Source organism: Chryseolinea soli (assembly GCF_003589925.1).
In the GTDB taxonomy this organism is placed as follows: Bacteria; Bacteroidota; Bacteroidia; order Cytophagales; family Cyclobacteriaceae; genus Chryseolinea; species Chryseolinea soli.
On record NZ_CP032382.1, the window covers coordinates 2899436 to 2925117 of the forward strand.

At 51.4% G+C, this 25682-nt stretch carries 19 protein-coding genes; 10 read left to right on the forward strand and 9 right to left on the reverse strand.

Features of this window, described 5'->3' with window-relative positions; genetic code table 11:
• Positions 1-22 precede the first annotated feature (22 nt).
• Positions 23-1498 (forward strand): rhomboid family intramembrane serine protease, encoded by a 1476-nt coding sequence (locus D4L85_RS12545; protein WP_160143692.1) that lies wholly within the window; start codon positions 23-25, stop codon positions 1496-1498.
• A gap of 174 nt (positions 1499-1672) precedes the next feature.
• Here the strand turns inward: D4L85_RS12545 and clpB are convergent, their stop codons facing one another.
• The gene (gene clpB / locus D4L85_RS12550; RefSeq protein WP_119754629.1) at positions 1673-4288 is read right to left on the reverse strand and encodes an ATP-dependent chaperone ClpB; all 2616 of its coding nucleotides are present in this window, start codon (positions 4286-4288) and stop codon (positions 1673-1675) included.
• A gap of 124 nt (positions 4289-4412) precedes the next feature.
• Between clpB and D4L85_RS12555 the strand changes: the two genes are divergently transcribed.
• Positions 4413-6242: a glycosyltransferase gene (locus D4L85_RS12555; protein ID WP_119754631.1), complete on the forward strand. Its 1830-nt coding sequence runs from the start codon at positions 4413-4415 to the stop codon at positions 6240-6242.
• A gap of 19 nt (positions 6243-6261) precedes the next feature.
• Here D4L85_RS12555 and D4L85_RS12560 read toward each other — a convergent pair whose 3' ends face one another.
• Together D4L85_RS12560 and D4L85_RS12565 are read right to left on the reverse strand one after the other, a co-directional pair.
• A complete protein-coding gene (locus D4L85_RS12560; protein WP_119758760.1) occupies positions 6262-6702 on the reverse strand; it encodes an iron chaperone in 441 nt (146 codons plus the stop codon).
• Positions 6703-6887: 185 nt separating this feature from the next.
• A complete protein-coding gene (locus D4L85_RS12565) occupies positions 6888-7874 on the reverse strand; it encodes a GlxA family transcriptional regulator (protein WP_119754632.1) in 987 nt (328 codons plus the stop codon).
• 479 nt (positions 7875-8353) lie between these two features.
• Here D4L85_RS12565 and D4L85_RS12575 point away from each other — a divergent pair, with 479 nt between their 5' ends.
• From D4L85_RS12575 to D4L85_RS12595, 5 genes are all read left to right on the forward strand, one after another.
• Positions 8354-8764 (forward strand): VOC family protein, encoded by a 411-nt coding sequence (locus D4L85_RS12575; protein WP_119758761.1) that lies wholly within the window; start codon positions 8354-8356, stop codon positions 8762-8764.
• A 287-nt stretch (positions 8765-9051) separates the two neighbouring features.
• Positions 9052-9630 (forward strand): O-methyltransferase, encoded by a 579-nt coding sequence (locus D4L85_RS12580; protein ID WP_228450870.1) that lies wholly within the window; start codon positions 9052-9054, stop codon positions 9628-9630.
• A 136-nt stretch (positions 9631-9766) separates the two neighbouring features.
• Entirely contained in the window at positions 9767-10675 is a 909-nt protein-coding gene (locus D4L85_RS12585) for a sugar phosphate isomerase/epimerase family protein (protein WP_119754634.1), read from the forward strand.
• Between the two features lie 11 nt (positions 10676-10686).
• A complete protein-coding gene (locus D4L85_RS12590; protein WP_119754635.1) occupies positions 10687-11082 on the forward strand; it encodes a Dabb family protein in 396 nt (131 codons plus the stop codon).
• Between the two features lie 122 nt (positions 11083-11204).
• Positions 11205-12308 (forward strand): energy transducer TonB, encoded by a 1104-nt coding sequence (locus D4L85_RS12595; RefSeq protein ID WP_119754636.1) that lies wholly within the window; start codon positions 11205-11207, stop codon positions 12306-12308.
• Between the two features lie 42 nt (positions 12309-12350).
• On the opposite strand, the gene D4L85_RS12600 is transcribed toward D4L85_RS12595, so the two are convergent.
• Positions 12351-12986 carry an alpha/beta hydrolase gene (locus tag D4L85_RS12600; RefSeq protein WP_119754637.1) on the reverse strand — a complete coding sequence of 212 codons (636 nt, stop codon included), beginning with the start codon at positions 12984-12986 and terminating at the stop codon, positions 12351-12353.
• Between the two features lie 7 nt (positions 12987-12993).
• A complete protein-coding gene (locus D4L85_RS12605; RefSeq protein ID WP_119754638.1) occupies positions 12994-13617 on the reverse strand; it encodes an NUDIX hydrolase in 624 nt (207 codons plus the stop codon).
• A gap of 194 nt (positions 13618-13811) precedes the next feature.
• Between D4L85_RS12605 and D4L85_RS12610 the strand changes: the two genes are divergently transcribed.
• Entirely contained in the window at positions 13812-16214 is a 2403-nt protein-coding gene (locus D4L85_RS12610; RefSeq protein WP_119754639.1) for an ABC transporter permease, read from the forward strand.
• Between the two features lie 31 nt (positions 16215-16245).
• Here D4L85_RS12610 and D4L85_RS12615 read toward each other — a convergent pair whose 3' ends face one another.
• Both D4L85_RS12615 and D4L85_RS12620 read right to left on the reverse strand, forming a co-directional pair.
• Entirely contained in the window at positions 16246-16662 is a 417-nt protein-coding gene (locus D4L85_RS12615) for an energy transducer TonB (protein WP_160143693.1), read from the reverse strand.
• Positions 16663-16851: 189 nt separating this feature from the next.
• Positions 16852-19332 carry an ABC transporter permease gene (locus tag D4L85_RS12620; protein WP_119754641.1) on the reverse strand — a complete coding sequence of 827 codons (2481 nt, stop codon included), beginning with the start codon at positions 19330-19332 and terminating at the stop codon, positions 16852-16854.
• 186 nt (positions 19333-19518) lie between these two features.
• Between D4L85_RS12620 and D4L85_RS12625 the strand changes: the two genes are divergently transcribed.
• Together D4L85_RS12625 and D4L85_RS12630 are read left to right on the forward strand one after the other, a co-directional pair.
• A complete protein-coding gene (locus D4L85_RS12625; protein ID WP_119754642.1) occupies positions 19519-21228 on the forward strand; it encodes a GMC oxidoreductase in 1710 nt (569 codons plus the stop codon).
• Between the two features lie 17 nt (positions 21229-21245).
• Complete coding sequence (locus D4L85_RS12630; protein WP_119754643.1) at positions 21246-21848, forward strand: gluconate 2-dehydrogenase subunit 3 family protein; 603 nt, start codon at positions 21246-21248, stop codon at positions 21846-21848.
• A gap of 293 nt (positions 21849-22141) precedes the next feature.
• Here the strand turns inward: D4L85_RS12630 and D4L85_RS12635 are convergent, their stop codons facing one another.
• Both D4L85_RS12635 and D4L85_RS12640 read right to left on the reverse strand, forming a co-directional pair.
• A complete protein-coding gene (locus D4L85_RS12635; RefSeq protein ID WP_119754644.1) occupies positions 22142-23806 on the reverse strand; it encodes a metallopeptidase TldD-related protein in 1665 nt (554 codons plus the stop codon).
• 4 nt (positions 23807-23810) lie between these two features.
• On the reverse strand, positions 23811-25526 hold the full coding sequence (locus D4L85_RS12640; protein ID WP_119754645.1) for a metallopeptidase TldD-related protein: 1716 nt from the start codon (positions 25524-25526) through the stop codon (positions 23811-23813).
• Positions 25527-25682 lie beyond the last annotated feature (156 nt).

Consider the following 25682-nt stretch of genomic DNA (forward strand, 5'->3'; position numbering starts at 1 on the left):
TCGATTACGCATTATTGAGTATATGGCTTTTGGAATCTCCCCTAAACACGTCCAGGAAGCGACGTATGAAAATCTTCCCACAGAAGACATCTTGATCATCGGTATAGAAACTGCCCGCAAGCTTGGGTGGGACGTTGGCTACACCAGTGCCAGTGGGTTCATAGCCTACGGCAGGATGTCGATGGCCTCGTGGGGTCAGGAGGTGACAGTAAAAGTGGAGCCGGGAAAGTTGGTGGTGAAGAGCCGGAGCACCGGCAGCGAACTGTTTGACCTGGGTAAAAACAAGCGAAACGTTCAAGCCTTTCTGGCAACCTTTGACGAACAGCGCGTGGCACTGACGGCGGAAGACATCGCACAAAAGAAATCGGCGTTGTCATTTCCAGAGGAGGATCGGTTAAACCAGCCACCCCAATCCGCGCACGAAAAAGTAAAGGACTTCTTTTCGATCTTTATCCCGACCCGCGGATTTTTTGTTACCCCCTTGCTCATCGACATCAATCTGGTTGTTTTCGTGCTCATGGTGGCCAGTGGTGTTAATTTTTTTCTTCCCGACGGGCAAAGCCTGCTGAATTGGGGTGCCAACTTCAGGCCCGCGATCGCCGACCGGGAAGTCTGGCGATTGTTCACCTGCTGCTTTATTCATATCGGGATCATCCACTTGCTGATGAATATGTATGCCTTGCTATACATCGGGATGTTGCTGGAACCGCGAATCGGTTTAACCCGGTTCCTGACAGCCTACGTGCTCACGGGCATTGCCGCGAGCGTGGTCAGCGTATGGTGGCATCCTTTCACCATTAGCGCCGGAGCGTCGGGGGCTATCTTTGGGATGTACGGCGTGTTCCTGGCGATGCTGACGACAAACCTCATCGAGCGGGCGGAGCGAAATGTTTTTCTGACCAGCATTCTGGTCTTTGTGGGATACAATTTGCTAAATGGACTCAAGGGCGGTGTCGACAATGCCGCACACATCGGGGGCTTGCTCAGCGGAATGCTCATCGGCTATGCCTTTCATCCCAGCTTGACCGAGATCGAATCGAAGTCCTTGAAATTCATGACGGCGGGCGGACTGACCGTTGTGGTGATCGTGGCCACCTTATTTACGATCTCCAAACTTCCCCCGGGCGACTTCCAGAGCTACGAAGACAAAATGAAGACCTTTGCTTCCTATGAAGAGATGGCGTTGGAGGTGTATACGCGTTCGGCCGAAACCCCGAAAGAAGAATTGATCATCGAACTGCGGAACCGGGGTATTTACTATTGGAAGGAATGCCTGAGAGTCATTGACGAAATGAATGCGTTAGAGCTTACCGACGCGGCCCAACAACAGAACTGGCGGCTGAAGCAATATTGCGAGCTGCGGATTGAGTCCTACGAAATGATCAGCAAGGCCCTGGAGCAGGGCAAAGACCTGCAGGTTGATTTGCCCGAGTTGAACGCGTTGAACAAAAAGATCGAAAACATTGTGAACGAGATCTCCAAGGCTGCAGGAAAATAACGCCGTTGTTGGGGTGCACCTTTAGAAAAAATGGCGGAAGATTGAAATCCACAAAGAATCTTCTAAAAAAGAAAAAACCCCGGGAACCACCCCGGGGCTTCAAACCAAACCCCTCAACCAACACATCCGCATCCCGACCGAAGCCGGGAAGGGAATCACCAATCCTTAAACCAATTACTTAACAACTTCAGCGGCCTCAAGGTTCTCGAAAACGAAATCTGTTTCGTTTTTTAGGTCAATAAAAATGACCGAATCTTTCTGAACCTTGCCCGCCAGGATCTGTTTGGACAGTTCATTCAGGATTTCGCGCTGCATGACCCGCTTCAACGGCCGTGCCCCAAATTGCGGGTCAAAGCCCAGCTTGGCCAGCCGGTCGCGGGCGCTGTCTGAGATCTCTATTTTCACGCCTGCTTCTTCCAGTCGTTTGACGATCAATCCCACCTGGATATCGACGATTTTGCGAATATCTTTTTGACTGAGCGGCCGGAACATGATGATCTCGTCGATCCGGTTCACGAACTCGGGGCGCACAGACTTCCGCAGTAACGCCAGCACTTCGTCTTTGGTATCTTCCAACACGTCGAAATAGTTTTCGGGCGTGATCTTTTCAAAGTTTTCCTGGATCAGCTGCGAGCCGATGTTGGTGGTCATGATGATGATCGTGTTTTTGAAGTTGGCCACGCGACCTTTGTTGTCCGTTAGCCTTCCTTCATCCAAGACCTGCAGCAGGATGTTGAACACGTCGGGATGGGCTTTTTCAATTTCGTCCAGCAAGATCACCGAGTACGGCTTCCTGCGAACGGCTTCCGTCAGTTGTCCACCTTCATCGTATCCCACGTAGCCGGGAGGCGCGCCGATGAGACGGCTCACGCTGTGGCGCTCCTGGTATTCGCTCATGTCGATGCGCACCATGGCGCTGTCGTCGTTGAACAAATAGTCGGCAAGTGCCTTCGACAATTCCGTTTTGCCCACGCCGGTTGTTCCCATAAAGATGAACGAACCGATGGGGCGCTTGGGATCTTGCAGCCCGGCGCGGCTTCTGCGCACGGCGTCGCTAAGCGCGGCGATGGCTTCTTCCTGGCCGGCCACGCGTTTGCTCAATTCATCCTCGAGGTGCAACAGCTTTTCGCGCTCGCTTTGCAGCATTTTGGAAACGGGGATGCCCGTCCATTTTGCCACCACCTCAGCAATGTCTTCGCTGTCGACTTCTTCTTTCAGCAGGTTTTTTTCGCCCTGCATGGCCTTCATCTTTGCTTCGGCTTCGACCAGGCGCTTTTCGGCTTCCGTGATCTTGCCATAGCGGATCTCGGCCACCTTGCCATAGTCGCCGGCTTTTTCGGCTTGTTCGGCCTCGAATTTCAGCTTGTCTATATTTTCTTTTTCCTTCTGGATGCCGTGCACGACCTGCTTTTCGCTTTCCCATCTTGCTTTCAGCGAATTGCGTTCTTCCGACAGCTCGGCAATTTCCTTGCTCAGCAGGTGCTCCTTTTCTTTGTCTTTTTCACGGCGGATGGCTTCGCGCTCGATCTCCAGTTGCATGATCTTGCGATTGAGCTCGTCGAGTTCTTCGGGAAGCGAATCCATTTCCAGGCGCAGCTTCGAGGCGGCTTCGTCCATCAAGTCGATGGCCTTGTCGGGGAGGAAGCGGTCGCTGATGTAGCGGCTGGACAATTCCACCGCAGCGATGACGGCATCGTCTTTGATGCGCACACCATGGTGAAGCTCGTATTTATCCTTGATCCCGCGCAGGATGGAGATGGAGTCTTCCACGGAAGGCTCGTCCACCATCACCGATTGGAAACGGCGTTCGAGCGCCTTATCTTTTTCGATATATTTTTGATACTCTTTTAATGTCGTTGCGCCGATCGCATGCAGCTCGCCGCGGGCCAGCGCGGGTTTGAGCAGGTTGGCTGCATCCATCGCGCCCTCGCCACCACCCGCACCAATGAGGGTGTGGATCTCGTCGATGAACAAAATGATCTGCCCATTGGCATCGGTCACTTCCTTGATCACCGCTTTGAGTCGCTCTTCAAACTCGCCTTTGTATTTCGCGCCGGCGACCAACAAGCCCATGTCGAGCGACACGAGGATCTTGTTCTTCAGGTTTTCGGGCACGTCGCCGTCGACGATGCGCTGCGCCATGCCCTCCACGATGGCGGTCTTGCCCACGCCGGGCTCGCCCAGCAGGATGGGGTTGTTCTTTGTGCGCCGGGAAAGGATCTGCAACACGCGGCGGATCTCTTCGTCGCGGCCAATCACCGGGTCGATCTTGCCTTGTTTTGCCAGGTCGTTCAGGTTTTTGGAGTAGCGCTCCAGCGACTTATATTTTGCTTCCGCGTTCTGATCGGTCACGTTGGTGCCACCGCGAAGTTCTTTGATGGCTTTGATCAGCGAGGACCGCTCCAATCCGGCGTCTTTCAGCACGGAAGAAACTTTGTCTTTGGACGCCAGCAAGGCGAGCAACAAGTGCTCCACGGCAATAAACTCATCTTTGAACTCGCGCAGCTCCTTTTCAGCGTTTTGCAACACCGTGTTGCTGGCCGACGACAAGTAGGGTTGCTGCCCCTGAACATGGGGGTAGGAATGCAATAGGTCATCCAGCTTGTTTTGCAGAATGGTTTCGCTGACGTTCAGTTTTTTAAAGAGATAATTGGAAACGTTTTCGTCCGTTTCCAGGATGGCTTTCAAAATGTGCCCGGGTTCGATGGCCTGTTGCTGTTTGGCCATAGCGATCTCTGCCGACTTTTGCAGGGCCTCCTGGGACTTTATCGTAAATTTTTCGAAGTTCATAATCGTAGGTCTCCGCGTTTCCTTATCAAAATACTAACCATATAAATGATACTGCTATTTTCGGAAATTTTGACATTTAATTAATAGCTTTAATCGCGGCAAATCGGCCATACTGACCTTAAAAATGTCAAAACGTTCTACAACATTAGCCAACCATTTTCCCGCTGCCTGTATCGCAGAAGTGTCGTGGGAGGTCTGCAATCAGGTGGGAGGGATCTACACCGTAATCCGCTCGAAGGCGCCTGCCATGGTGAAGCACGCCAACGGTCCTTATTGTATGGTCGGCCCTTATGTAAACAAAAATATTCACGCAGAGTTAGAGCCCCTCGACGATTCGCAGGACGTGTTTGGACAAGCTGCCGCCATTCTCCGAAAAAAAGGGTTCGACGTGCTCTACGCCGAATGGCTGGTGACGGGTAAGCCCCGCGTGGTGTTGCTCAATCCCAATGCCGTCCAGGACAAATCGCTCAACGTGGTGAAATACTTGTTGTGGAAAAATCATGCCATCAGCACACCCGCTGATAACACGTTGATCAACCAGGTGATCCTGTTCGGCTATCTGGTGAAGCTCTTTTTTGATGAGCTGGTAAAACTTGTCGACCCCGAACATCCTATCATCGCGCACTTTCACGAATGGATGGCCGGTCTGCCCATCCTCGACATCAAGAAGGAGCGCATGCCCATCAAAACGATCTTCACCACGCATGCCACGCAGTTGGGCCGCCACCTGGCCATTAACTCGCCGATGTTCTATGCGCACCTGCCGTTCTTCAAATGGGAAGAAGAAGCCAAACGCTTTGGCATCGAAACGGAAACCAAGATCGAAGTGAGCTGTGCGCAACATGCCGATGTGCTCAGCACGGTGAGTGAGGTCACGGCCCGCGAATGCCGGCACCTGTTGCACCGGAAACCCGAGGTGGTAGTGCCCAACGGCCTGAACATCGAGCGCTTCGAGGCCTTGCATGAATTTCAAAACCAGCACGTCATGAACAAGGAGGAGATCCATCGTTTTGTGATGGCCCACTTCTTCCAATCCTATTCTTTCGATCTTGACAAAACGCTCTATTTTTTTACATCGGGCCGATATGAATACAAGAACAAAGGTTTCGATCTCACCATCGAGGCATTGCAACGCCTGAATGCGCGTCTCAAAAAAGAGAAGTCCGACATCACGGTGGTCATGTTCTTTGTTACGCGGCGCGACTTCAGCAACATCCGCCCTGAAGTGCTGCAATCGAAAGCCATGATGCAGGAAATTTTCCAGACCACTGCGGCCATCCAACAGCAGGTAGGCAAGCGGTTGTTCTATCAAAGTACCGTGCAAGACGATAACCACCTTCCCGATCTGAACACCTTTGTGGACGAATATTGGAAGCTCCGCTACCGGCGCACGCTGCAAGCCTGGAAAACGAAAAAGAACCCGCTCGTGGTCACGCACCGTTTGATCAACGAAGAGCAAGATGAAGTGCTGCAGGCCCTTCAGGCAAAAAAATTACTAAACAATGCAGATGATCCGGTGAAGGTGGTCTATCATCCCGACTTCATCAACGTGAGCAGTCCGTTGTTTGGAATGGACTACAACCAGTTTGTGCGGGGATGTCACCTAGGAATTTTCCCTAGCTACTATGAGCCCTGGGGCTACACGCCACTGGAATGCATGGCCAGCGGAATACCTTCCGTGACCAGTGACCTTTCCGGCTTTGGTGATTATATTCTCCATCACATTGAAGACCCTGAAAAATACGGATTGTTTGTGATCGAACGCGGCAAGCGAACCTTCGATTGGTCGGCCGGTCAACTCACGGATGTGATGTACGGATTCCTGATGCAGTCGATGCGCGAACGGATCATGCAGCGAAACAACGTAGAAAACAATTCTTCGATCTTTGATTGGACCAACCTGATCAAGCACTACAAAGAGGCCTACGTGCTGGCTACAAAAAACCAACCTTAATTCACCGGCAACTCACTTTTTATTTTTGCGCCTTAGCGCCTTTCTTTCTCGCCGAAGTTTTTGCGGTCCGTTTCTTCGCACTGGCCTTCGCTTCCTTCAAAACCCTCGCCGCCTCATTTTCCTCCATCCGGGCCTTCACAATACTTTTCACTAACGCAGCCGGAAGCGCTTTATCCAACGGAAAACGGATCGTCCCCGTGGCCTTTTCATATCCCGCCACTTCCTTCTCAAAGCGCTTCAAAACGGAATTACTCATCACATAAAACCCACAATGATTCTTAAACGCCCCAAACCCGACAAGCCAATCCCCCTGCCGGAACACCACAATCCCATACCGAATGATCTCCTCCGCCTTCGGCGCTGCCGCCCGAATAGACCGCCGAAGTTTCTCCAACGTAACCTGAACGTCCTCTGGAAGCCCGTCCAAATATTCATCCGCAGTTTTAATTCCGGTTTTCATAGTCCTGCTCATAACTTTGAATTTTGATTGACAATAAAAATGAACTACCGAAATACCGCCCCCAACTTTTCTAACCCCCGGAGCGCTGACTCCTGCCCCTGGATTCTGACTCCTAAGATCCTGGCTCCTAGATTGACTCTTGGATTCTGGCTCCTGGCTCCTGGCTTCTGGCTCCTGGCTCCTAATTACGTTCTCGGCAAAACCACCTCTCTATTAAATTTATTCCGATAATCCACCGGCGAAAGTCCCGCTACTTTTTTAAACACATCGCGAAACGCCTTCGAGTCCGTGTACCCCACATCATACATGACCTCGTTCACCGTTTTTCTTCCCGACTCCAATTGTTTTTTTGAGGCTTCGATCTTCACCCTTTGAATATATTCCACCACGGTGTTGCTGGTGGCTTTTTTGAAACGTCGCTCCAAGGTCCTGCGGCCGATGCCAAATTCTTCGGAGAGCTGGTCGATGGAGATCTTGTCGGGCACGTGGCCTTCGATGAATTCCTGCACCTTGACGATCTCGGGGTCGTCGTGGATCTTTTGACCTTTGAAGATGCTGAAGGGCGATTGGCTATCGCGGCTGATGTCGAGCACAAAGAACTTGGAGGCGAGGATGGCCATTTCGCGGTTGGTATATTTTTCAACGAGGTAGAGGAGGAGGTTCCAGTAGGAATTGGCGCCGCCACTGGAATAGAGACCGTTTTGTTCGGTGATGATCTTGTTGTCGACCAAGGTTACTTCGGGGAACATATCGCGGAACTCGTTGACGTATAGCCAGTGAGTTGAGCATGTCTTGCCATCCAGTAGCCCCGTGGAGGCCAGAAGGAAAGCGCCCAGACAAAGGCTGGCCACTTCGGCGCCGTTTTTATATTGTTGTACGATCCACGGCAGGAATTCCTGGTTCAGTTTGATCGCGTTGGCCAGGTTCCCACTGATGGCGGGCACAATGATGAGGTCGGCTTGTTTGGCGGTCTTGAGTGTGGCGTCGGTGTGAATGGAGATGAGGCCGTCGCTGAGCTTCACTTCTTTGGTGAGGCCCACGAGTTGCACATTGAAGAGCGGCGGTTGGCCGGAACTTTTGATAAACTCGTTCACGGCCGTGAACATGTAGCGCGGGTCTACGATAGCGGCCGAAACGGCGGTTTCGGGAACCAGGATCCATACATTTTTCATGGGGTTGACATTTAATGTTTTTTGGGGGATGATCCTTCATCCTTAGCCAAAGGTAAAATGCCGTGTTGTCGCAATCAACCCTTTATATTGTCGTATTTACACTATTTGGAGGCTTTTTTTGACTAAAATTTCGTCCTGGAGCCCGGACGGGCCAAAAAGTTTGACAGGGATAGGAGCTTGACCAGGTTCATTTTTTATGATGAGCAGCGGTGCGTGTAAATTTTTTCGCTTTGAAAAAATCTTGAGTCCATGCAGGGAAAGTACGGGCATTTCTTCGGCGAAATCTGCAATAAATATCCAGCCTAAACCTTGGTGTCGTAATAGGCCCTTCAAATTGTCGCTTTCACACTAAACAGGGAAAATTTTCGGGCTGTAGGTTTGTATTGTTCAAACGGGAATTTCTTTCTCACGTGAACGATAGACTCAGCGTTATGCTATAGTTTAAAAAAATGACGCGCTACAAAGATAAACCTACTACAATGAAAACACAGATCAATGCTTACTTGAACTTCAACGGCCGGTGCCGTGAAGCGATGACGTTTTATCACGATTGTCTGGGAGGTGACCTCCTGTTGCAGAAAGTGTCCGAATCGCCGATGGCGGCGCAGATGCCCTCGGAGGAGGGGGCTAAAATATTGCATGGCATGCTTACGCATGACAATATTGTGTTGATGGGCTCCGACATGATGGGAGCTGGATTAGTGAATGGCAACGCTGTGACGTTGTGTTTGAATTGCGGTAGTGATGAGGAGATCAATGCTTTTTTTGATAAGCTGAGTACTGGAGGAAAGGTGAGGACGCCGTTGCATCAATCGTTTTGGGGGAGTTTGTATGGGGAGCTTACGGATAAGTTTGGGATGAATTGGATGTTTAATTATTCGAAGAATTGAGTGGCATTGAGATGCATGTATCCATGCCGTTGATCCCTTGCGTCGGTTGTTGGTGAGGAACATCAGCAAGGACGAGGGTGGTTAAAAATTGATTGAGTTATCTGTATTGTTGATCCCTTGCGATGCTTTGTTGGTGGGACACCAACAAAGGGGTGTGGGGTGTCGGTTAGTTGGCACCAAAGGATGTTGGCGGGTGGAATTTTTTTTTGGGTGGCCTTGCAAATCGTTGGCAGAAACAGCACCTTCACTGGCGGCATTTCCTATTGTCAAACTAAACGTACGTTAGTGTGAACACATCTTTTTCGCAACCTCTTCCGAAGGCTTATTCACAAATTGAAGAAGCCACCAAAGCATCCGGGTTTACGATGGCTTCTGATTTGCTGACGGGTTCGCTTTTGGGTACGCTGGCGGCTTCGAAGCCTGGTGGAAAATTTCTGGAGATGGGTACGGGCACGGGACTTTCTACTTCCTGGTTATTGAACGGCATGGATCAACATGCCACGCTCATTTCGGTGGACTATGATCCGAAGTATATTGCGATTGCTGAGAAATTTTTGGGCGACGACAAACGGCTTTCGTTGGTGACGGCCGATGGCGGCGAGTGGCTCGACGCCAATAGCCGGCTGCGGTTTGATTCTATTTTTGCAGACACGTGGCATGGCAAATACCTGATGCTGGATGAAACACTGGCCATGTTGAACAAGGGTGGTTTTTATATTATCGACGATATGCTGCGACAGCCGAATTGGCCGGAGGGGCATCATGAAAAAGTGACCAAGCTGATTGCCACCCTGGAGGCACGGCAGGACTTGTTTCTCACGAAACAGGTGTGGTCGACCGGGATTATTATTGCGGTGAAAAAATAACACCTTACCCTTCCTAACGGGCGGTCTTTCTCCCCGCGACGTTATGTCTTAACTTTTGCGGCCACTCATCCTATTTTCGCTATTCGTAAGAAGAAAAAACTTATCTTTCACAACGATCAAAACCCAAAATATTACTATGCAAACCTCACGAAGAGATTTCCTTAAAAAAGGCGCACTGGCCCTTGCCGGTACCTCGCTGCTCTCACAAACCCTGCTGGCCAAGGCCAAAGTGGAAATGACGGGCGTTCAGCTTTATTCTATACGCGACCAAATGAAGGCCGATCCCCTCGGCACCTTGAAACAGCTGGCGTCCTTTGGATACAAGTATGTGGAACATGCCAATTACGTAGACCGCAAATTCTATGGACATTCGGCAAAAGACTTCAAGAAAGTGCTCGACGACCTGGGTCTTAAAATGCCCAGCGGCCACACCGTGATGGGTAAAAAACACTGGGACGACGCGAAAAAAGATTTTACGGACGCGTGGAAGTATACCGTGGAAGACGCCGCCACCGCGGGACAAAAATATGTGATCAGCCCATCGCTGGAAGAAGGTCTTCGCAATTCTCCCGACGACCTAAAGCGTTTTATGGATGTGTTCAACAAATCGGGTGAGCTCTGCCAGAAGTCGGGTATGAAGTTCGGTTATCACAACCACGACTTTGAGTTTAGCGTGAAGATGGACGGCAAGACCATGTATGATGTCATTCTCCAAAGTACCGATCCCAAGTTGGTGATGCAGCAGTTGGACATTGGCAACCTGTACAACGGCGGAGCAAAGGCTATTGACATCGTGCGCCAGTATCCCGGCCGTTTCGAGTCCATGCACGTGAAGGATGAGATTGCAGCAACGGGTGGTGGTCATGAAAAATATGAGAGCACGATCTTAGGTGCGGGCATTGTGAACACCAAAGAAGTGATCGACCTGGGCCGGAAGTCGGGAGGCACAACGCTTTTCATTATTGAACAGGAATCCTACCAGGGTAAGACGCCACTCGACTCGGTGAAAGAAGATCTTGCCATCATGAAGAAGTGGGGATATTGATACAAACGACGATGAAGAAAATAGCCATGATGTTTTTCGCCACTGCATTGCTCGCCACGTTGGCCAGCACACAGGCATCCGCCCAAGTCAAACCCACCGCGCCGGTGTTGCGCCATGTGGTGATGTTTAAATTCAAGGACGATGCCGCCCCGGCGGATGTAAAGAAAGTAGAGGACGCGTTTCGCGCCCTCGCCGGAAAGATCAAACTTATCAAGGACTTTGAGTGGGGCAAAAATTCCAGCCCCGAAGGCCTCAACCAAGGCCTGACCCATGTCTTCCTGGTGACCTTCGCCAGCGACAAAGACCGCGATGCCTACCTGGTACATCCCGATCATCAAGCCTTTGTGGAAGTTTTGAAGCCACACCTCGATAAAGTAACGGTGTTGGACTATTGGTCCGGTAAATAAATCTCTGCGCCTTGGCGTCTTTGCGGTTTAATTTTCACCGCGAAGACGCGCTAGGGCGAAGGATATTGGTTGTGTGATTAAAGTACAGTAGCTTTCGGCCTCCAATTTAAAACCAGTTGCTCATGAGATTTTGTGGCCGTTCTGTGAAGCCAATGCGGTATTTACTTCTTCTTTTTCTCGTAAGCATTTCATATCAAGCCCGTTCTCAAATGAGGGCGGTTACATTTTACGACAGCGCCTGGGCTCTCACATCGAAAGAACGCCACGTTTATTATCGAGTGGGGATTGTCGATACTTTGCGCTATCAATATTATGGTGAGGTGTCTGAATTCTATAAGAATGGAAAGCGTTTGATGCAGGGTAATTTTAAGGCGAACGTAAAACAGGATACATTCTATTTTTATTATCCAAGCGGCCAGTTAAGAACCAGAGGCATCTATCAAAATAATTTGCGAAAAGGAATTTGGACGAATTACTACGAGTCGGGGAAGATCAAGGAACGGTTGGAGTTCGATAATATTTTGGTGACAATCCGAGACTATTACGATGAAAATGGTGCTCCAAAGGTCATTGATGGGAATGGTAAGTGGAAGACGGTCTACGATGTAGATCCGAAAAAGGCGCTTGCGATTGAAGGTGTTTTAGTGGAAGGGCGTCGTAACGGTGCTTGGACGTATCAATTGATCGATAAGAACAATGGAGATACCACCCTATATTGCACGGAGACCTTCAAAAATGGAAAATTTACATCTGGAAAAATGTATGCAGAAGACAAGAGAGGGCAGCGGATGAACGGCCCTCAAATGCTTATCTATCCAGAATTGACTAGAATGAAAAACTGGGGGACATGGGATGTCACGCCATATGCCACACTGAAGGAATATCCCAAACTTCCATTTCTCGCCAAGAATGTCGATGAGGTGCCGGCTTCATTTAAAGGGGGATTCCAGGCCATGGGGTTATTTATTGGGCGAAGCTTGCGCTATCCATCCGACGCCCGGAGTATTGGTAAAGAGGGTGATGTATTCGTTTCCTTCATCATTAATAGCGATGGCACCGTAGAAAAAGACTCCGTGACCGTCGTCAAATCCGTGTATCCTTCCCTGGACGCAGAAGCTGTTCGAGTCGTGAAAAGCTTTCCGCCTTGGATGCCTGGCGTCCAATCCGGGAAACCGGTTCGATCTAGATTTATGCTGCCTGTAAAATTTCGTTTAGGAACCCGTTGACACATAGTTTGTGCCTGTCAAGAGAAAGTTGCCCTGTTTGGTTTAGCAGCAAACTCTAATTATTTCATCAATTTCTTGCGCTCGGTTAATGATCATCAAATGCCCGCCACCCTCGATCTTATAATCCGCAGTGGTAAACGGGATCAACCTGTCTTTCGTGCCATGAATATGAATGGCGTTGTCCAATATGGTTTCGTTTCCCCAATTGACGATCCGGTCGATGGCCCATCGGAAGAAGACAATGTTTGTGTCGCGCATAATGGCGCGGAGCAAATCTTTTTCCCATTTCTTTTCAACACCGAAGAACCAAAACACGATCCGGTTGGGATTTTTTATAAGTCTCGTAGGAATAAATCGATGTAACTGGAGTTTGCGCATGAATTGGAATCGCGGCGCCGGAATGTCCTCCTTGGATTTTGCCGAGGAGATGAGGATGATCTTTTCAACGGGCATTCGCTTGGCGATCTCGATGGCCACCATGCCTCCAAAGGAGACCCCCACGAGAACAGGATTGTTTTTTCCAATCTTCCCCGAAAGCCTCTCGGCATATTGTTCGATCGATTCGTTCGGTAATGGATCGATCCAATCCACATGGTTAACTTTATAAGCGCTCAAGTCCAGGTATTCAAAAACGCGCTTGTCGGCACCGAGGCCGCTGAATAGAAAAAGTTCTTTCATAGTATACCTAATCGAAATATGGGAAGCTGTTCAAGGCCACGGCTTTTTTGTAGAGGATAGCAACCTGCGAAGGCAGAATCCGGTCGCCCGAAAGTTCGGGCAATTGATGGATGTCGAAGTATTGTACATCGAGCACATCAAATCCCTTCTTCAATTCAGTCGAAAGCGCGCGGCAGAGGAATGCGATCTTGTAGACATAGAACGGCTGCGACGGGTGGGGATGCATTTTTTTATCAAACACGGCCAGCAGTTTTTCCGCGACAACGTCGAGACCCGTCTCTTCTTTGAATTCTTTTACGATCACTTCCGAGGGACTGTAACCAATGTCGGCCCAACCGCCGGGCAGCGACCATTTTTGATCGGCGCTTTCTTTGACGAGCAACACCTTGCCTTCGGGCGAAAGCAACAGTCCGCGGATGTCGACTTTAGCCGTGGGATAATCTTTGGCGGGGGTGTAGAACTGTTTGAGCGTTTCCAGGTCCGTGCCGGAAAGAAGGTGGTGGAAGCGGTGCGTAATGTCCTGCAGTTCGCGATAGCGCTCGCGATCGTAGTCGTCTTTGGCGTAGAGCAGGCCGACGTCGGCGATGGATTTTATGCGCTGGATGAGGGTGAGGATTTCGTTCGGGACCATGGGCGATGAATTGGGATGGTAAGGTAGGAAACAATGTGGAGGCCATGAAAAAATATCTCACCCGTGGCGGGGTATGCGGTGTGTGTAGCATTTTTGGTCACCCCGGTTTTAAGCCTTTCTCATAAAAACACGTTTCAAATTGTTATCTTCCGTGGCATTTTACTTCTCTGAATAACCGACCAAAACCAACTGCTATGTTCCGCAACTATATCAAGATCGGCTTTCGCAACCTCGTAAAAAACAAAGTCTACACCCTCATCAACATTTCGGGTTTAGCCATCGGGTTGGCGTGCTTTATCCTGATCGCGTTATACATCCACCATGAGACCGGGTTTGACACGATGTATGCCAACGCCGACAACATCTACCGCATCAATACGCACGTGGACGTGAACGGTGCCTCCAACGTGTATCCGTCCGCACACTACCCGGCTGTGTTCGACATGGTGCAGGACTATCCGGAAGCCGTGAATGCCACGACGATGTACCGCATGTTCTTTCTGAGCAACGCCGTACCCAAAGTTCGCTATGGCGATGCCGAATTTGAAGAAACGAAATTCTACCTGGTAGACTCCAGCTTTTTTACGGTATTCGATTTTGAATTTCAATACGGCAATGCCGCCAAAGCTTTCGAGAACAACAATTCGGTGGTACTGACCGAAGCCATGGCAAAAAAATATTTTGGCGACACCAATCCCATGGGCAAGTTATTGCAACTGCAGGATACCGTGACGTTGAAAGTGACCGGCGTGCTCAAACCGATAAAAGGAAAGACACACCTTGAGTTTGATTTCCTGGCCAACGCCAAACCGTATCTCAACCAGTTCATTGGTTTTCGGGTAGATCACGCCTATGTTGGCTTATGGTATTACTGCTATGTCGTGCTTCAACCGGGCAGTTCGCCGGCGGCATTGGAGTCGAAACTTCCGGCCTTTGTAAAAAAATATTATCCCCCGCGCTATACGGACAACAATGCGCGGCTCACCCTCCAGAGCATCAAAGACATTCATTTGTATTCTGATTTCACCGGCGGGGAGATGTCGGTGAGTGGCAATATTCAATATATCTACACACTCGGGTCCATTGCCGTGCTGGTGTTGCTGATTGCCTGTATCAATTTTATGAACCTGTCCATCGCGCGTTTCTCGAACCGGGGCAAGGAAGTAGGCATGCGCAAAGTGATGGGCGCGGAGAAGCAGAACCTGATCTTCCAGTTTTTGGGCGAGTCGGTGCTCATCGCGTTGATGGCCGGTGTCGTGTCGCTGGTGTTGGTGCGCTTGTCGATGCCTGTTTTTAATGCGCTCGCCAATGTGCAGTTGGATGCGATGGAAATGATCAGGCCGTTCAACCTCCTGGTGATCCTCGCCATCATTTTGTTCACGGGGTTGCTGGCAGGCCTTTATCCGGCAGTGGTCATGGCGGCCTTTCAGCCGGTAAAAGTATTAAAGGGTTTGCACAAGGCAGGGCATCAAAAGATCAACCTGCGAAAGGTGTTGGTGATCGGTCAGTTCACCGTGTCGCTCATTCTGTTGATTGGAACGTTGGTGATCTCCAATCAACTGGATTTCATGCGCAACAAAGATCTTGGCTTTGCTAAGGATCAGATCATGATGATCCCCACGAGCAGCCAGGCGTTGGCGCGCGACTTTGCAACCTTCAAAAATAAACTCAAGCAACAGGAATCGATTGCCGCGGTTACACACGTTTCGCATAACCTCGGACAGGAAACGTTGCCCTATCTGCCCCTGTTTGTAGAAGGCAAGGAAGAAGAGCAAATGCTGCCGACAATGACGGTGGGATACGATTTTCTGGAGACCTTCGATATAGAAGTAGTGAACGGCAGATTTTTTGATGTCGACCATAACACCGACAGCACGCAGGCCTTTGTGATCAACGAATCGGCGGCCAAGGCGTTGAATTGGTCCGATCCGATCGGCCGGAAGATGTCCTTTGGTGTGGGAGGAAATCCAAATAGTGTGGTGATCGGTGTGGTGAAGGATTTTAATTTCGATCCGCTGCGCAACAAGGTGGGGCCGCTGGTCATGAATTTTTCGCCGGTGCAGGGCAATGTGGCAGTGAAAATAAAACCTGGAGACTATCAAAGCACATTGGCGGCTGTGAAGAAAGCCTGGGGTGAGATCGAAACCGAAAAGCCCTTTGCTTTTTATTTCCTCGACGAAGGACTGGCCAAAACCTATGTGGCGGAAGAGAACCTTGCATTGGTGTTCAAATATTTTTGTGGCCTTGCCATTTTTGTGGCCTCCCTGGGCTTGTTTGCGTTGGCCAGCTTCAGCGCCGAGCGCCGGTTGAAAGAGATCGGTGTGCGCAAAGTGTTGGGAGCTTCTGAGGCAGGGCTTGTGGTTTTGTTGTACAAGGAATTCCTCGTACTGATTCTGATCTCCTTCATCGTAGCCAGCCCGTTGGCGTACTACTTCTTTAACCGATGGCTAAACGAGTTTGCCTACCGCATCGACATCGGTGTGATGCCCTACCTGATTGCCGTGGTGTTCATCACGCTCATCGCGCTGATCACCGTGGGCTATCAATCCATTTCGGCGGCGCGCAGCAATCCGGTAAAGATCCTGCGAAGCGAGTAGCGCAAGCGTGGATAGTATTTGGTGGTAACCCTTAAAGGGTAAAGGGAATGGGGACCAATTGCCTTGACTTAATGGGTTTGCCCAAATGCGTGGCCGGCTTCCAATCGGGCATGATCTTTACGAGGCGCAAAGCTTCTTTGTCGCACGACGGGCACAAGCCACGTTCAATATGCTCTTCCACTATTTTTCCATTGGTGTCTACCCAGAATTCTACGAAGACCTTGCCCACGACGATGTTGTGGGGTTGTTTCCATTTGAAATTTTTGCGGAAGAATTTGGTCATGCCGCTGGCGCCACCGGGAAATTCAGCGGGGGTGTCGGCAGCCATGTAGATGATCTTGGTCACCGTGTCGACCCTGACAGTGGTTTTTTGTTTAACAGTGTCGGTGGCCTGTCCATAGGCAGCAGCGGCCAGGATCAAGAAGAGGAGTGTACTGAGTGCTTTCATGCGTGGGCGCGATTCGGTTTGGGTTGAGCGCCGGGTATGGTGGTGGACGATCAACCTTGCTTTACAAACCTACTAAAAAACGGGGAAGCATCAATCGGGTGAAAAGATCTGCCGGGCGTGAATGCACCTCACGCGTTTGCGTCGGTACATTAGGGGCGATTTTTTACATTCTTTGACTTTGGATGGGCATTATTCGCTGCGCAACGCGTTCACCGGGTTGGTCCTTGCCGCCTTCCAGGTTTCGTAACTGATGGTGATCAGCGTCACCAGTAGAAGTCCCAACAGGCTCACCCCAAAGATCAGCGGACTGATCGACGACCGGTACATAAATCCCTCCAACCAATATCGCGCAATGAAATATGCAGCCGGCACGGCAATAACCGCCGACACGAGAAAGATCTTGACAAACACCCACAGGAACATACCCACCACTTGCTTCACCACGGCCCCCAACACTTTGCGGATGCCCACCTCCTTGGTCTTTTGCTCCGCGGTGTAGGAGGCAAGCCCGAAGACGCCTAGCACGGTGATGAGAATGGCCAGCACGGCAAAACTTTTCGACAACGACGATACCCGTCCTTCCTCCAGGTACATCCGGTTGAACTCGTCGCTCACAAACCAGTAGTCGAAACCCACGCCGGGCATGATCTCTTTCCATTTCTTTTCGATGGAAGCGATCTTCTCCTGGAATTTTCCAGGCGGCAGTTTGATATAGGCGATGCGATCGATGAAGTGGACGTGCGGGTTGAGCATGAGCGGCTCGATGGCCTGGTGCATGGAGCGGAACGGGAAATCTTTTACAATGCCGATCACCCGGAACGAAGAAGAACTGCCGTCGCCGCGATTGTTCCTGAGGGTGACCGACGAACCCATCACTTTTTCGATCGGTTGATTCAAAGCTTTGACCGCCGCTTCGTTCAGGATGACCGACGAGGAGTCGTTGATGTTGGCGGCGTCAAAATCGCGACCGGCGATAAACTCGAGGTCGTATGTTTTTGGGAAATCGAAATCCACGTTCAGTTGGTTCCATTGCATTTCTTCTTCGTGCAATCCGGGAAACCGGACGGTGGCGCCGATGAAGCCAAAGTAGTTGAGGCGTGGCAGGTGGTTGGCCATGGTCACGTGCTCGATGTCTTTGTCTTGCAACACGGCTTGTTTGAAGGCGAGAAATTTATCCTGCGGCGCATTGCCGCCATAGCGGATGGAAAGCAGCTGACCGCCCTGCTCGTTCAGTTTTGTGTTTTGCATGTAGCTCATCTGCCGGATGATCGTGAACGTGGAGATGATGAGAACGAGTGCCACGGCATACTGCGCGGTGACGAGACTTTTGCGAAACAGTTCAGCGCCACGCCCTTTCACCACTTGCCCCTTCAATACTTCGGAGGGTTTGAAACCAGAGAGATAAATGGCGGGATAACTGCCGGAGATAAAGGCCATCAAAAAGACGATGACCAACACAATGGCGATCATGTACGGATTGAGCAACGAGGCCACCGTAAAAGTTTTGTGAGCCAATTGATTGAAAGGCTGCAGGAAGGCGATCACCAACAAAACCGCCAGGACCAACGCGGCTACCGTCATCAACGTCGACTCGAAAAAGAATTGTTTGGCGATCTCGCGTCGTTTGCTGCCCAGCGATTTGCGCAGACCCACTTCTTTGGCACGCCGCGCCGAGCGGGCTGTGGCCAGGTTCATGTAGTTGATGCATGCGATGAGCAGGATGAGGATGGCCACTGTGCTGAAAATGGCGAGGTAGCTTTTGTTGCCCTGTGTGTTGTCTTCCTCCCACAGGACTTTTTCATCAAAATGCATGTCTTCCATTTTCACGATGAAGGGTGCCAGTTTAAAACCGTTGGCCACAAAGTTGGAGTCGGCTTGGGTGAGTTGGTCCGACATGCGTTGCAATTCAGCCTCGATGGGTTTCATGTCGGTCCCGGGTTTCATCACCACGTAGTTTTCGAAGAACTCGATGTTGTCGCGGAAGCGCAAGCCCTCCATGTAGTTGTTGAAGTTGTCGCCCATAATGGTGCGGAAGGCGTTGACGTTGATGAGGTACTTGGGCTTGAAATGCGAATTGGCCGGGTAGTCTTTGAATACCCCGGTAACCACTACGTCGATCTCGCGTCCTTGCGTGGCGAAGTTGTGTTTTAAGGTGATCGTTTCGCCGATCGGATCCTGGTCGCCGAACAGCCGCCGGGCACCGGTTTCGCTCAGCACCATCGTGTTGTGGTCGTCGAACATCTTCTCCTGGTTGCCCTTCACCAGTTTAAAATCGAGGATCTGGTCGAAATGCGGTTCTGCCCATTTGATCTCTTCGGTGAGGATGATCTTGTCTTTGGCCTTGTGATGGAGTGACGTCGGATAGCCGATATAGTCGACGCGCGTGCCGCTGATCACTTCGCTGCGCGTTTCTTTGAGCTGCTTCAACCAGAAACCGGGCGAGGTGGTGTTGTCGAACGTCTGTCCTTCGCGATTGGTGAAGCGGCAGCCGATGCGATAGGTGTTGTGGAAATAGGGATGCATCGTGTCGTACTGCAGTTCGTCGCTCACATAGAGAAAAATGAGAATGGCACTGGCCAATCCCAGGGCAAGGCCGGACATGTTGAGGAGGGCAAACATTTTTTGCCGTTGGAAATTCCGGAGGGTGATCAGCCAGTAATTGCGCAGCATAGTGTATAGGGGTTGGTTAATCTAAGAACGCGTTTTGTCAGCTCCGAGGTTATCCCCCGTTACACCTGATTTTTTCGCCGGCGGAAATGCCGCTTCGATCGATTGAAATGAGAAGAAAAAACGGTTCCGCCTTGGAAATGGACCCGGCCCTGGCTAAGTTAAACACCCGAAATTTACCCGGAAGGCATGAACCTCAATATCGACGCACAAAAACAACAATCCTACGACGCCATCGTCGTGGGCACCGGCATCAGCGGTGGATGGGCCGCCAAGGAGCTTACCCAAAAAGGACTGAAAACCCTCGTTCTGGAGCGCGGCCGCGACGTGAAACACGTTGTGGACTATCCCACGATGACTAAAGACCCGTGGCAGCTTCCCCACGGCAACAAGCTGACGGACGAAGAACTGAAATTTTATCCCGTGCAGTCGCGCACCAACTGGGTGAGCCAGGCCAACAAGCACTGGTGGGTGAAGGACACGGAAAACCCATACACGGAAGTGAAACCCTTCGACTGGATCCGTGGCTATCACACCGGCGGCCGCTCCATCATGTGGGGCAAGCAAACCTACCGCCTGTCGGATCTGGATTTCACCGCCAATGCCAAAGACGGCGTGGGCGTCGACTGGCCCATTCGCTATGCCGACCTGGCGCCGTGGTATGACTACGTAGAAACCTTTATTGGCGTGAGCGGTCGCGCCGAAGGTATCCCGCATTTGCCCGACGGAAAGTTTTTGCCCCCGATGGAGTTGAATTGCGTGGAAGAGACGTTTCGCGATAAAGTGGCCGAAAAATTCAACGGCCGCAAGATCACCATCGGCCGCGTGGCCCATCTCACGGCGCCGTTGCCGCACGATCCCAGTCGCGGCGTATGCCAGTCGCGGAACATGTGCGACCGGGGTTGCCCTTATGGAGCCTATTTCAGCAGCAATGCTTCCACTTTGCCGGCAGCTGCCAAAACCGGCAACATGACGTTGAAGCCCAATGCCATCGTGCATTCTATTATATATGACGAAAAGAAGGGCAAAGCGATCGGCGTGAAAGTGCTGGACGCAGAGACCAAACAGGAGGTGGACTATTTTGCAAAAATTATTTTCCTGAACGCCTCCACCCTGGGCAGCACTTTCATTTTGATGAACTCCATCTCCAACCGCTTCCCCAATGGACTGGGTAATGGCAGCGGCGAGTTGGGCCACAACATCATGGATCACCAATATCGCGCAGGAGCAACAGCACTCGTGGAAGGCTATGAAGACAAGTACTACATCGGTCGCCGCCCCAACGGCATCTATATCCCCCGCTTCCGCAACGTAGGCGACGACAAGCGCACGGACTATCTCCGCGGCTTTGGTTATCAAGGCGCCGCAAGCCGCAGCGAGTGGCAACGTGGTGTGAGGGAAATGTCCTTTGGAGAGGATTTGAAAAATTCACTCACGGAACCCGGAGGATGGAGCATTGGCATCACCGGCTTTGGCGAATGCCTGCCCAGCCATAGCAACCACGTGACCCTGAACAAGGATAAAACCGACATCTATGGCTTGCCTACCCTGAGCTTTGACGCCGAATGGGGACCCAACGAAAAGGCTATGCGCAAAGACATGAAAGACAGCGCCGCCGAAATGCTGGAAGCTGCCGGCTTCAAAAACGTGGCCACCTACGACAACCCCGATAACATCGGCCTCGGCATCCACGAAATGGGCACCGCCCGCATGGGCAAAGACCCCAAGACGTCGGTACTGAACAAGTGGAACGCTGTGCACGAAGCCCCCAATGTATTTGTTACCGACGGCGCCGCCATGACCTCATCGGCTTGCCAAAATCCGTCGCTGACCTACATGGCGCTGACCGCCCGTGCCGCCGACTACGCCGTGAACGAATTGAAAAAAGGAAATCTGTAACAATTGAATCACTGACAATGAACAGAAGAGAAGCCATTCAACGCACCGCCCTCGCCCTGGGCTATGCCATATCCGCACCCGCCATGGTAGGTGTGCTTAACGGATGTAAAGCCTCACCTGAGCTTTCATTCAAGCCCGTATTTTTTAGTGAACCGCAGGCCCAAACCATCGCTGAACTTTCCGAGATCATTCTCCCGAAGACAACCACCCCCGGCGCCAAAGACGCGGGTGTGCCTGGATTTATCGACAGCATGTTGAAGGAAGTCTATAGTAAAGAGGCTCAAGAGAAATTCATAGAAGGTCTCAACGCTTTTGAGGAAGACGCGAAAAAAACTTTGGGCGACGGCTTCATGGACTTGAAACCTGAACAACGCGTAGCCCATTTCAAAAAACATCACGATGAGGCGCTGGCTGCTGCCGGCAAAGGAGGTCCCACAGGCTGGTGGAATGCCGGAAAGGATGGGGACAAACCCTTCGTTCTAAAAATGAAGGAACTGACGCTGCTGGGATTTTTTACGAGTCAGCCTGGGGCTACTGAAGTGTTGCAGTACAAGCAGGTTCCCGGACCGTATCATGGATGTGTACCGCTGGCAGAGGTGGGGAAGGCTTGGGCGACGTGAATTTGCGCGTCATATCGCAGGCACATGCTGGTTAGAGAACTACGCCTGAAATTCAAGACATCCCGAATTTCGAGTGCACGGATCTGGAGACGCTTCGAACGCCGTAAAACGAAACCCGGCAAACACCGAAAAGCGTACCCCCCATTCAAAATGCATCACCACACGGATCAAAATGCGCTATCCACTGGATTCCTTGAAAAACGTGCGAAGCCAGATGACGTGCGTGCATGCGGAATGACGCGCTCTGTCGGAAAACTTTGAACGGCTGCAACACGCGCAAGCACAAGCTCCTCTTAGTTCTTCAATGGACTGGAAATATAAATCTTATTCTCCTCCTGATAAGGAATCCGCAACGGTGCCGCATCCATATTATCCAGCAACAGTGCATCGGGGACGATAAAGGATACCAGACTGCCTCCGGAAGTTTGGAGATTGACCACTTGTTTTTCTTTGCCCACGGCGGGTACGCGCTTTAGATTTTTCAAACCGCCTGAACCCATTCTTGCCGAGCGAAGTAATTCTTCTTTTCCGGTTTCAAGATTCACTTTATAGATCTCCGGAACTCCGTCGCCGCCAGAGGAAATTTTTCGAGCGATGAGGGCAAATTCAAGACCGTCTTTCTTGGCTGCATCGATGAGGGCCTGCTTCAGCGCTTGAGTCGTTTGACCGTTGCTGGTGGAAACCTCCAGGACACCTGGACCACTAGCGTGCCCGTTGGCGACCTGGCCTGTTTTCGTGAGGGAACGATCGTTCAATTGATTTTTCAGGATGCCTTTTTCGATGAGCACGAGATTTTCTTGAGGCACCACACCTTCGTCGTCGATGTCATAGCTGCCGAGGAGCGAGGTGTTGTTGAATTTTTGGAGGGATGTGCGGGCTGTGACGGTGAAGGCGTTGTCGATGAAGAGCTTTCCAATCTTGGCATCCATGCCGGTGCTGCCTTCGTTGCGATCCATTGTGCTGGTGAGCGTGTTGGAGGCGACGAGGTTGTCGCGATAAGAGAAGAACGCATTGGAGAAAATTTCGGCTACGGCGGGGCCCAGGAACAACACGGGGCCGTTATACTCTTCTTCCAAGGCCACGTTGTCTTTCGAGGTGGTGAGCTTGCGGGCCATCTTCTCCACTTCGGCTTTCATGTCTGCGAGGCTGGGGAGCTCTTCCGGTGTGCGGGCGTAGCGCACCAAGTTGTCGAAGAAGGGTTCGCCTTTTTCGGTTTCCATGTAGGCGCCGCATTGCAGATAGACGGTGGTGAAGGGCTTCACAATGGTGGTGCCTTCGCTGTTCACAAAATACTCATCGCCATAGGTAATCGTCAGGGCTACGGCTGAGCCTTCAATATCGGGATACGATTTGAAGACGGCGGACAACTCTTTTGTGTACTTGTTCCAGTGTTCCTGGTTCAGGTTGAAAGGTTTGGCAAAATCGATTTTTGTCACCACGGGCACGGTGGCAAACTCGCGGTGGGGAAGGTCTTCCAGTTTTTTATTTTCTTCCTTCAGGGTGAGCTGGTGTTTTTTGTATTTCTGCGCTGCGCCTTTGTAGACCACGTCGGTGGAAGCCCACAGCGCGCGGCGTATGCCGTAATAGTCGTCGTCGAGGGGGACGGAGAGATCGTTGGCATTGGGTGGACTGGTCAGGTTGTTGTCGAGGCTTTCGTCGTTGAAGGTGTAGTTGCCCACCAGCAGCCGCACCGATTTGTTCCGGCTTTGAAAGGCGTCGGACCGGATCAGGGCACCCAAGGTGGCCTGGGCGGTGAACACATGACGGTCGTTGATGCCATAGCTGATATAGAAGGGTTTGTCGTGGCCTTCATATTTGGCGTCGGTCATCGTTCGCTTCATCTCGTCCTTCATCGCTTTGAGGATGACGGACTCTCGTTCTTGCGCACACAGCGGTTGAGCGATGGCCATCCATCCGGCAAAAAGAACAACGGGTCTTATAACACGAAATATGCGCATAGCCTTACGGTTGAGGTTGTGATCCCGGGCGGCTCAACAGGGTGGCCTCCTGGTGTTGACGGGGTTTCTTTTGTGTTTCGATCCTTCGCACGAACAAAGAAGGCGATGCGGCACTCACCGGTACATAGCCCGACTCGGCGCCGCAAAAACCGATAAACGTATCGCGGTCGTTGCCCGTGGCTTGTATTTCGGCAAACATCGCGAGGGGTGTGCCGATCAGGTCGACGCCCCGCACCAGCTCGTCGGCGCGGCCATCGACATAAATGCGATAGACCATGGTGGGGAAAATGTTGAACGCGTTGGGATTGTAACGATCCGTCACCGTAAATCCCCCGACGACATCGCGAAACAGGTAGCCATAGGGTTTACCCTGGCGTTTGCATTCCTTCAGCAACATTTTCCGCAGATCTTCCATGGGCACGCCTTTCGATGTTTCCACGATCAGGTTGGATTGCCGCGAAACGGGTTCCATGCCGATGGACGCGCGACCGTGACCATTGGAGCGAGCCAGGTTTTCCAGCGGTGTGCGCGACATGAGGAAAGTTTTCAGCATGCCTTTGTCCACCACGGTCACGCGTTCGCCTTTGATGCCTTCGTCGTCGTATTTATAGCCGCCGTTGATCGGTTTGCCATCGATGGTGGTCAGCGTGGGATCGAAATATACTTGCAAGGTTTTGGGCAACACGTATTCGCCGATCTTGGCTTTGAAGGTGTGGCCGTCGTATTCTTTCTTCATGCGATGGCCCTCCACCCGGTGACCAAAAATTTCGTGGAAGAAAACACCGGCGGCGGGTGCCAGCAGAATGGCCGGTCCACTGTAGGGCTCGGCCAGTGGCGCCGTTTTTAGTTTCTCCAGGGATGCGATCATCTTTTCGATGTCGCCCATGATTTTTTCATCGGCGGGAAATCCATCGGGTGTTACGGCATAGTAGGAGAGGTGGAGCGGGATCACATCGCCGTCGCTGGCGCGGATGCTGCCGTTCACGTGGATGTAGGCCGACGTGTTGTTTTGAACGATCTGGGTTTGTTCGGTGGTGATGAAATATTTTCGTTCCTGGGAAAATTGCAGCGATACGTCCCCTTCGACGAGGTCACTGTTTTTCAGGAAGAGGGCGGAATATTTTTTGAGTTTTTCTTTCCAGGTGGCGTTGTCGAAAGCGGTGATCAGGTCGGTCTGGGGTGGTTCATAATAGCGGGTCGGGGCCTCTTTCGAGAAATCGTCCGTGGGTGTGGTGGTGACCGGCGTGGTGATCCGCTCGCGCGCCTGGCGGGCGGCTTTGAATCCGCGCAGCGCTTGTTTGTATTGGTTTTGGGTGGTCATCCAGATGCCCATGCGCAGGGCGATCTTCTCGTTTTCATAGGGCAGTTCCGTGGGGTCCGAACCCTCGTGCATTTCGAAGTCGTCGGGTCCTTGCGGATGGGTGTTGTCAAATGCATAGCTGCCCACTTTCACGCGCGACACCAGCACACGGCTTTTGTCGCTGCCGGCGCGCACCAGACTGCCAAAGGACGTACTCAGGTGAAGGTTCGACAAATCGTCGACGCGATAGTCGATGTAGTAGGCCGGGACAGTTGCTTTTTTTAACTCGGTAAAACTCCGGGCGAGTTCAGCCTCTAGGACCGTCATCAGTGAATCTTGTGCCCGTACCGCGAAGGCGGGCAGCATAAACAACAGGAAGACCCCCAGGCGTCTTTTGATATAACCAAATAACAATTTCACAGCTTTCGAAAGTTAGGACCTTGGCAGCATAGAGCAGCTCCAGAATGTAACGGTAAAGTATCTCAAAAAACGTGGAAGACAAAAAAATATATGTTGTTCTTTGTCAGGGTCCTAACCTCCTACTTCGCTGGTGTCAACGTTTTTGTTGATCGCGAA

What these genes read in the sequence shown, in the direction of transcription:
- D4L85_RS12615 (WP_160143693.1), bottom strand. Translation starts at nt 16,662, where the DNA reads ATGAAAGCACTCAGTACACTCCTCTTCTTGATCCTGGCCGCTGCTGCC.
- D4L85_RS12585 (WP_119754634.1), top strand. Translation starts at nt 9,767, where the DNA reads ATGCAAACCTCACGAAGAGATTTCCTTAAAAAAGGCGCACTGGCCCTT.
- D4L85_RS12560 (WP_119758760.1), bottom strand. Translation starts at nt 6,702, where the DNA reads ATGAAAACCGGAATTAAAACTGCGGATGAATATTTGGACGGGCTTCCA.
- D4L85_RS12590 (WP_119754635.1), top strand. Translation starts at nt 10,687, where the DNA reads ATGAAGAAAATAGCCATGATGTTTTTCGCCACTGCATTGCTCGCCACG.
- D4L85_RS12625 (WP_119754642.1), top strand. Translation starts at nt 19,519, where the DNA reads ATGAACCTCAATATCGACGCACAAAAACAACAATCCTACGACGCCATC.
- D4L85_RS12600 (WP_119754637.1), bottom strand. Translation starts at nt 12,986, where the DNA reads ATGAAAGAACTTTTTCTATTCAGCGGCCTCGGTGCCGACAAGCGCGTT.
- D4L85_RS12565 (WP_119754632.1), bottom strand. Translation starts at nt 7,874, where the DNA reads ATGAAAAATGTATGGATCCTGGTTCCCGAAACCGCCGTTTCGGCCGCT.
- D4L85_RS12555 (WP_119754631.1), top strand. Translation starts at nt 4,413, where the DNA reads ATGTCAAAACGTTCTACAACATTAGCCAACCATTTTCCCGCTGCCTGT.
- D4L85_RS12630 (WP_119754643.1), top strand. Translation starts at nt 21,246, where the DNA reads ATGAACAGAAGAGAAGCCATTCAACGCACCGCCCTCGCCCTGGGCTAT.
- D4L85_RS12605 (WP_119754638.1), bottom strand. Translation starts at nt 13,617, where the DNA reads ATGGTCCCGAACGAAATCCTCACCCTCATCCAGCGCATAAAATCCATC.
- D4L85_RS12575 (WP_119758761.1), top strand. Translation starts at nt 8,354, where the DNA reads ATGAAAACACAGATCAATGCTTACTTGAACTTCAACGGCCGGTGCCGT.
- D4L85_RS12620 (WP_119754641.1), bottom strand. Translation starts at nt 19,332, where the DNA reads ATGCTGCGCAATTACTGGCTGATCACCCTCCGGAATTTCCAACGGCAA.
- clpB (WP_119754629.1), bottom strand. Translation starts at nt 4,288, where the DNA reads ATGAACTTCGAAAAATTTACGATAAAGTCCCAGGAGGCCCTGCAAAAG.
- D4L85_RS12595 (WP_119754636.1), top strand. Translation starts at nt 11,205, where the DNA reads ATGAGATTTTGTGGCCGTTCTGTGAAGCCAATGCGGTATTTACTTCTT.
- D4L85_RS12545 (WP_160143692.1), top strand. Translation starts at nt 23, where the DNA reads ATGGCTTTTGGAATCTCCCCTAAACACGTCCAGGAAGCGACGTATGAA.
- D4L85_RS12610 (WP_119754639.1), top strand. Translation starts at nt 13,812, where the DNA reads ATGTTCCGCAACTATATCAAGATCGGCTTTCGCAACCTCGTAAAAAAC.
- D4L85_RS12635 (WP_119754644.1), bottom strand. Translation starts at nt 23,806, where the DNA reads ATGCGCATATTTCGTGTTATAAGACCCGTTGTTCTTTTTGCCGGATGG.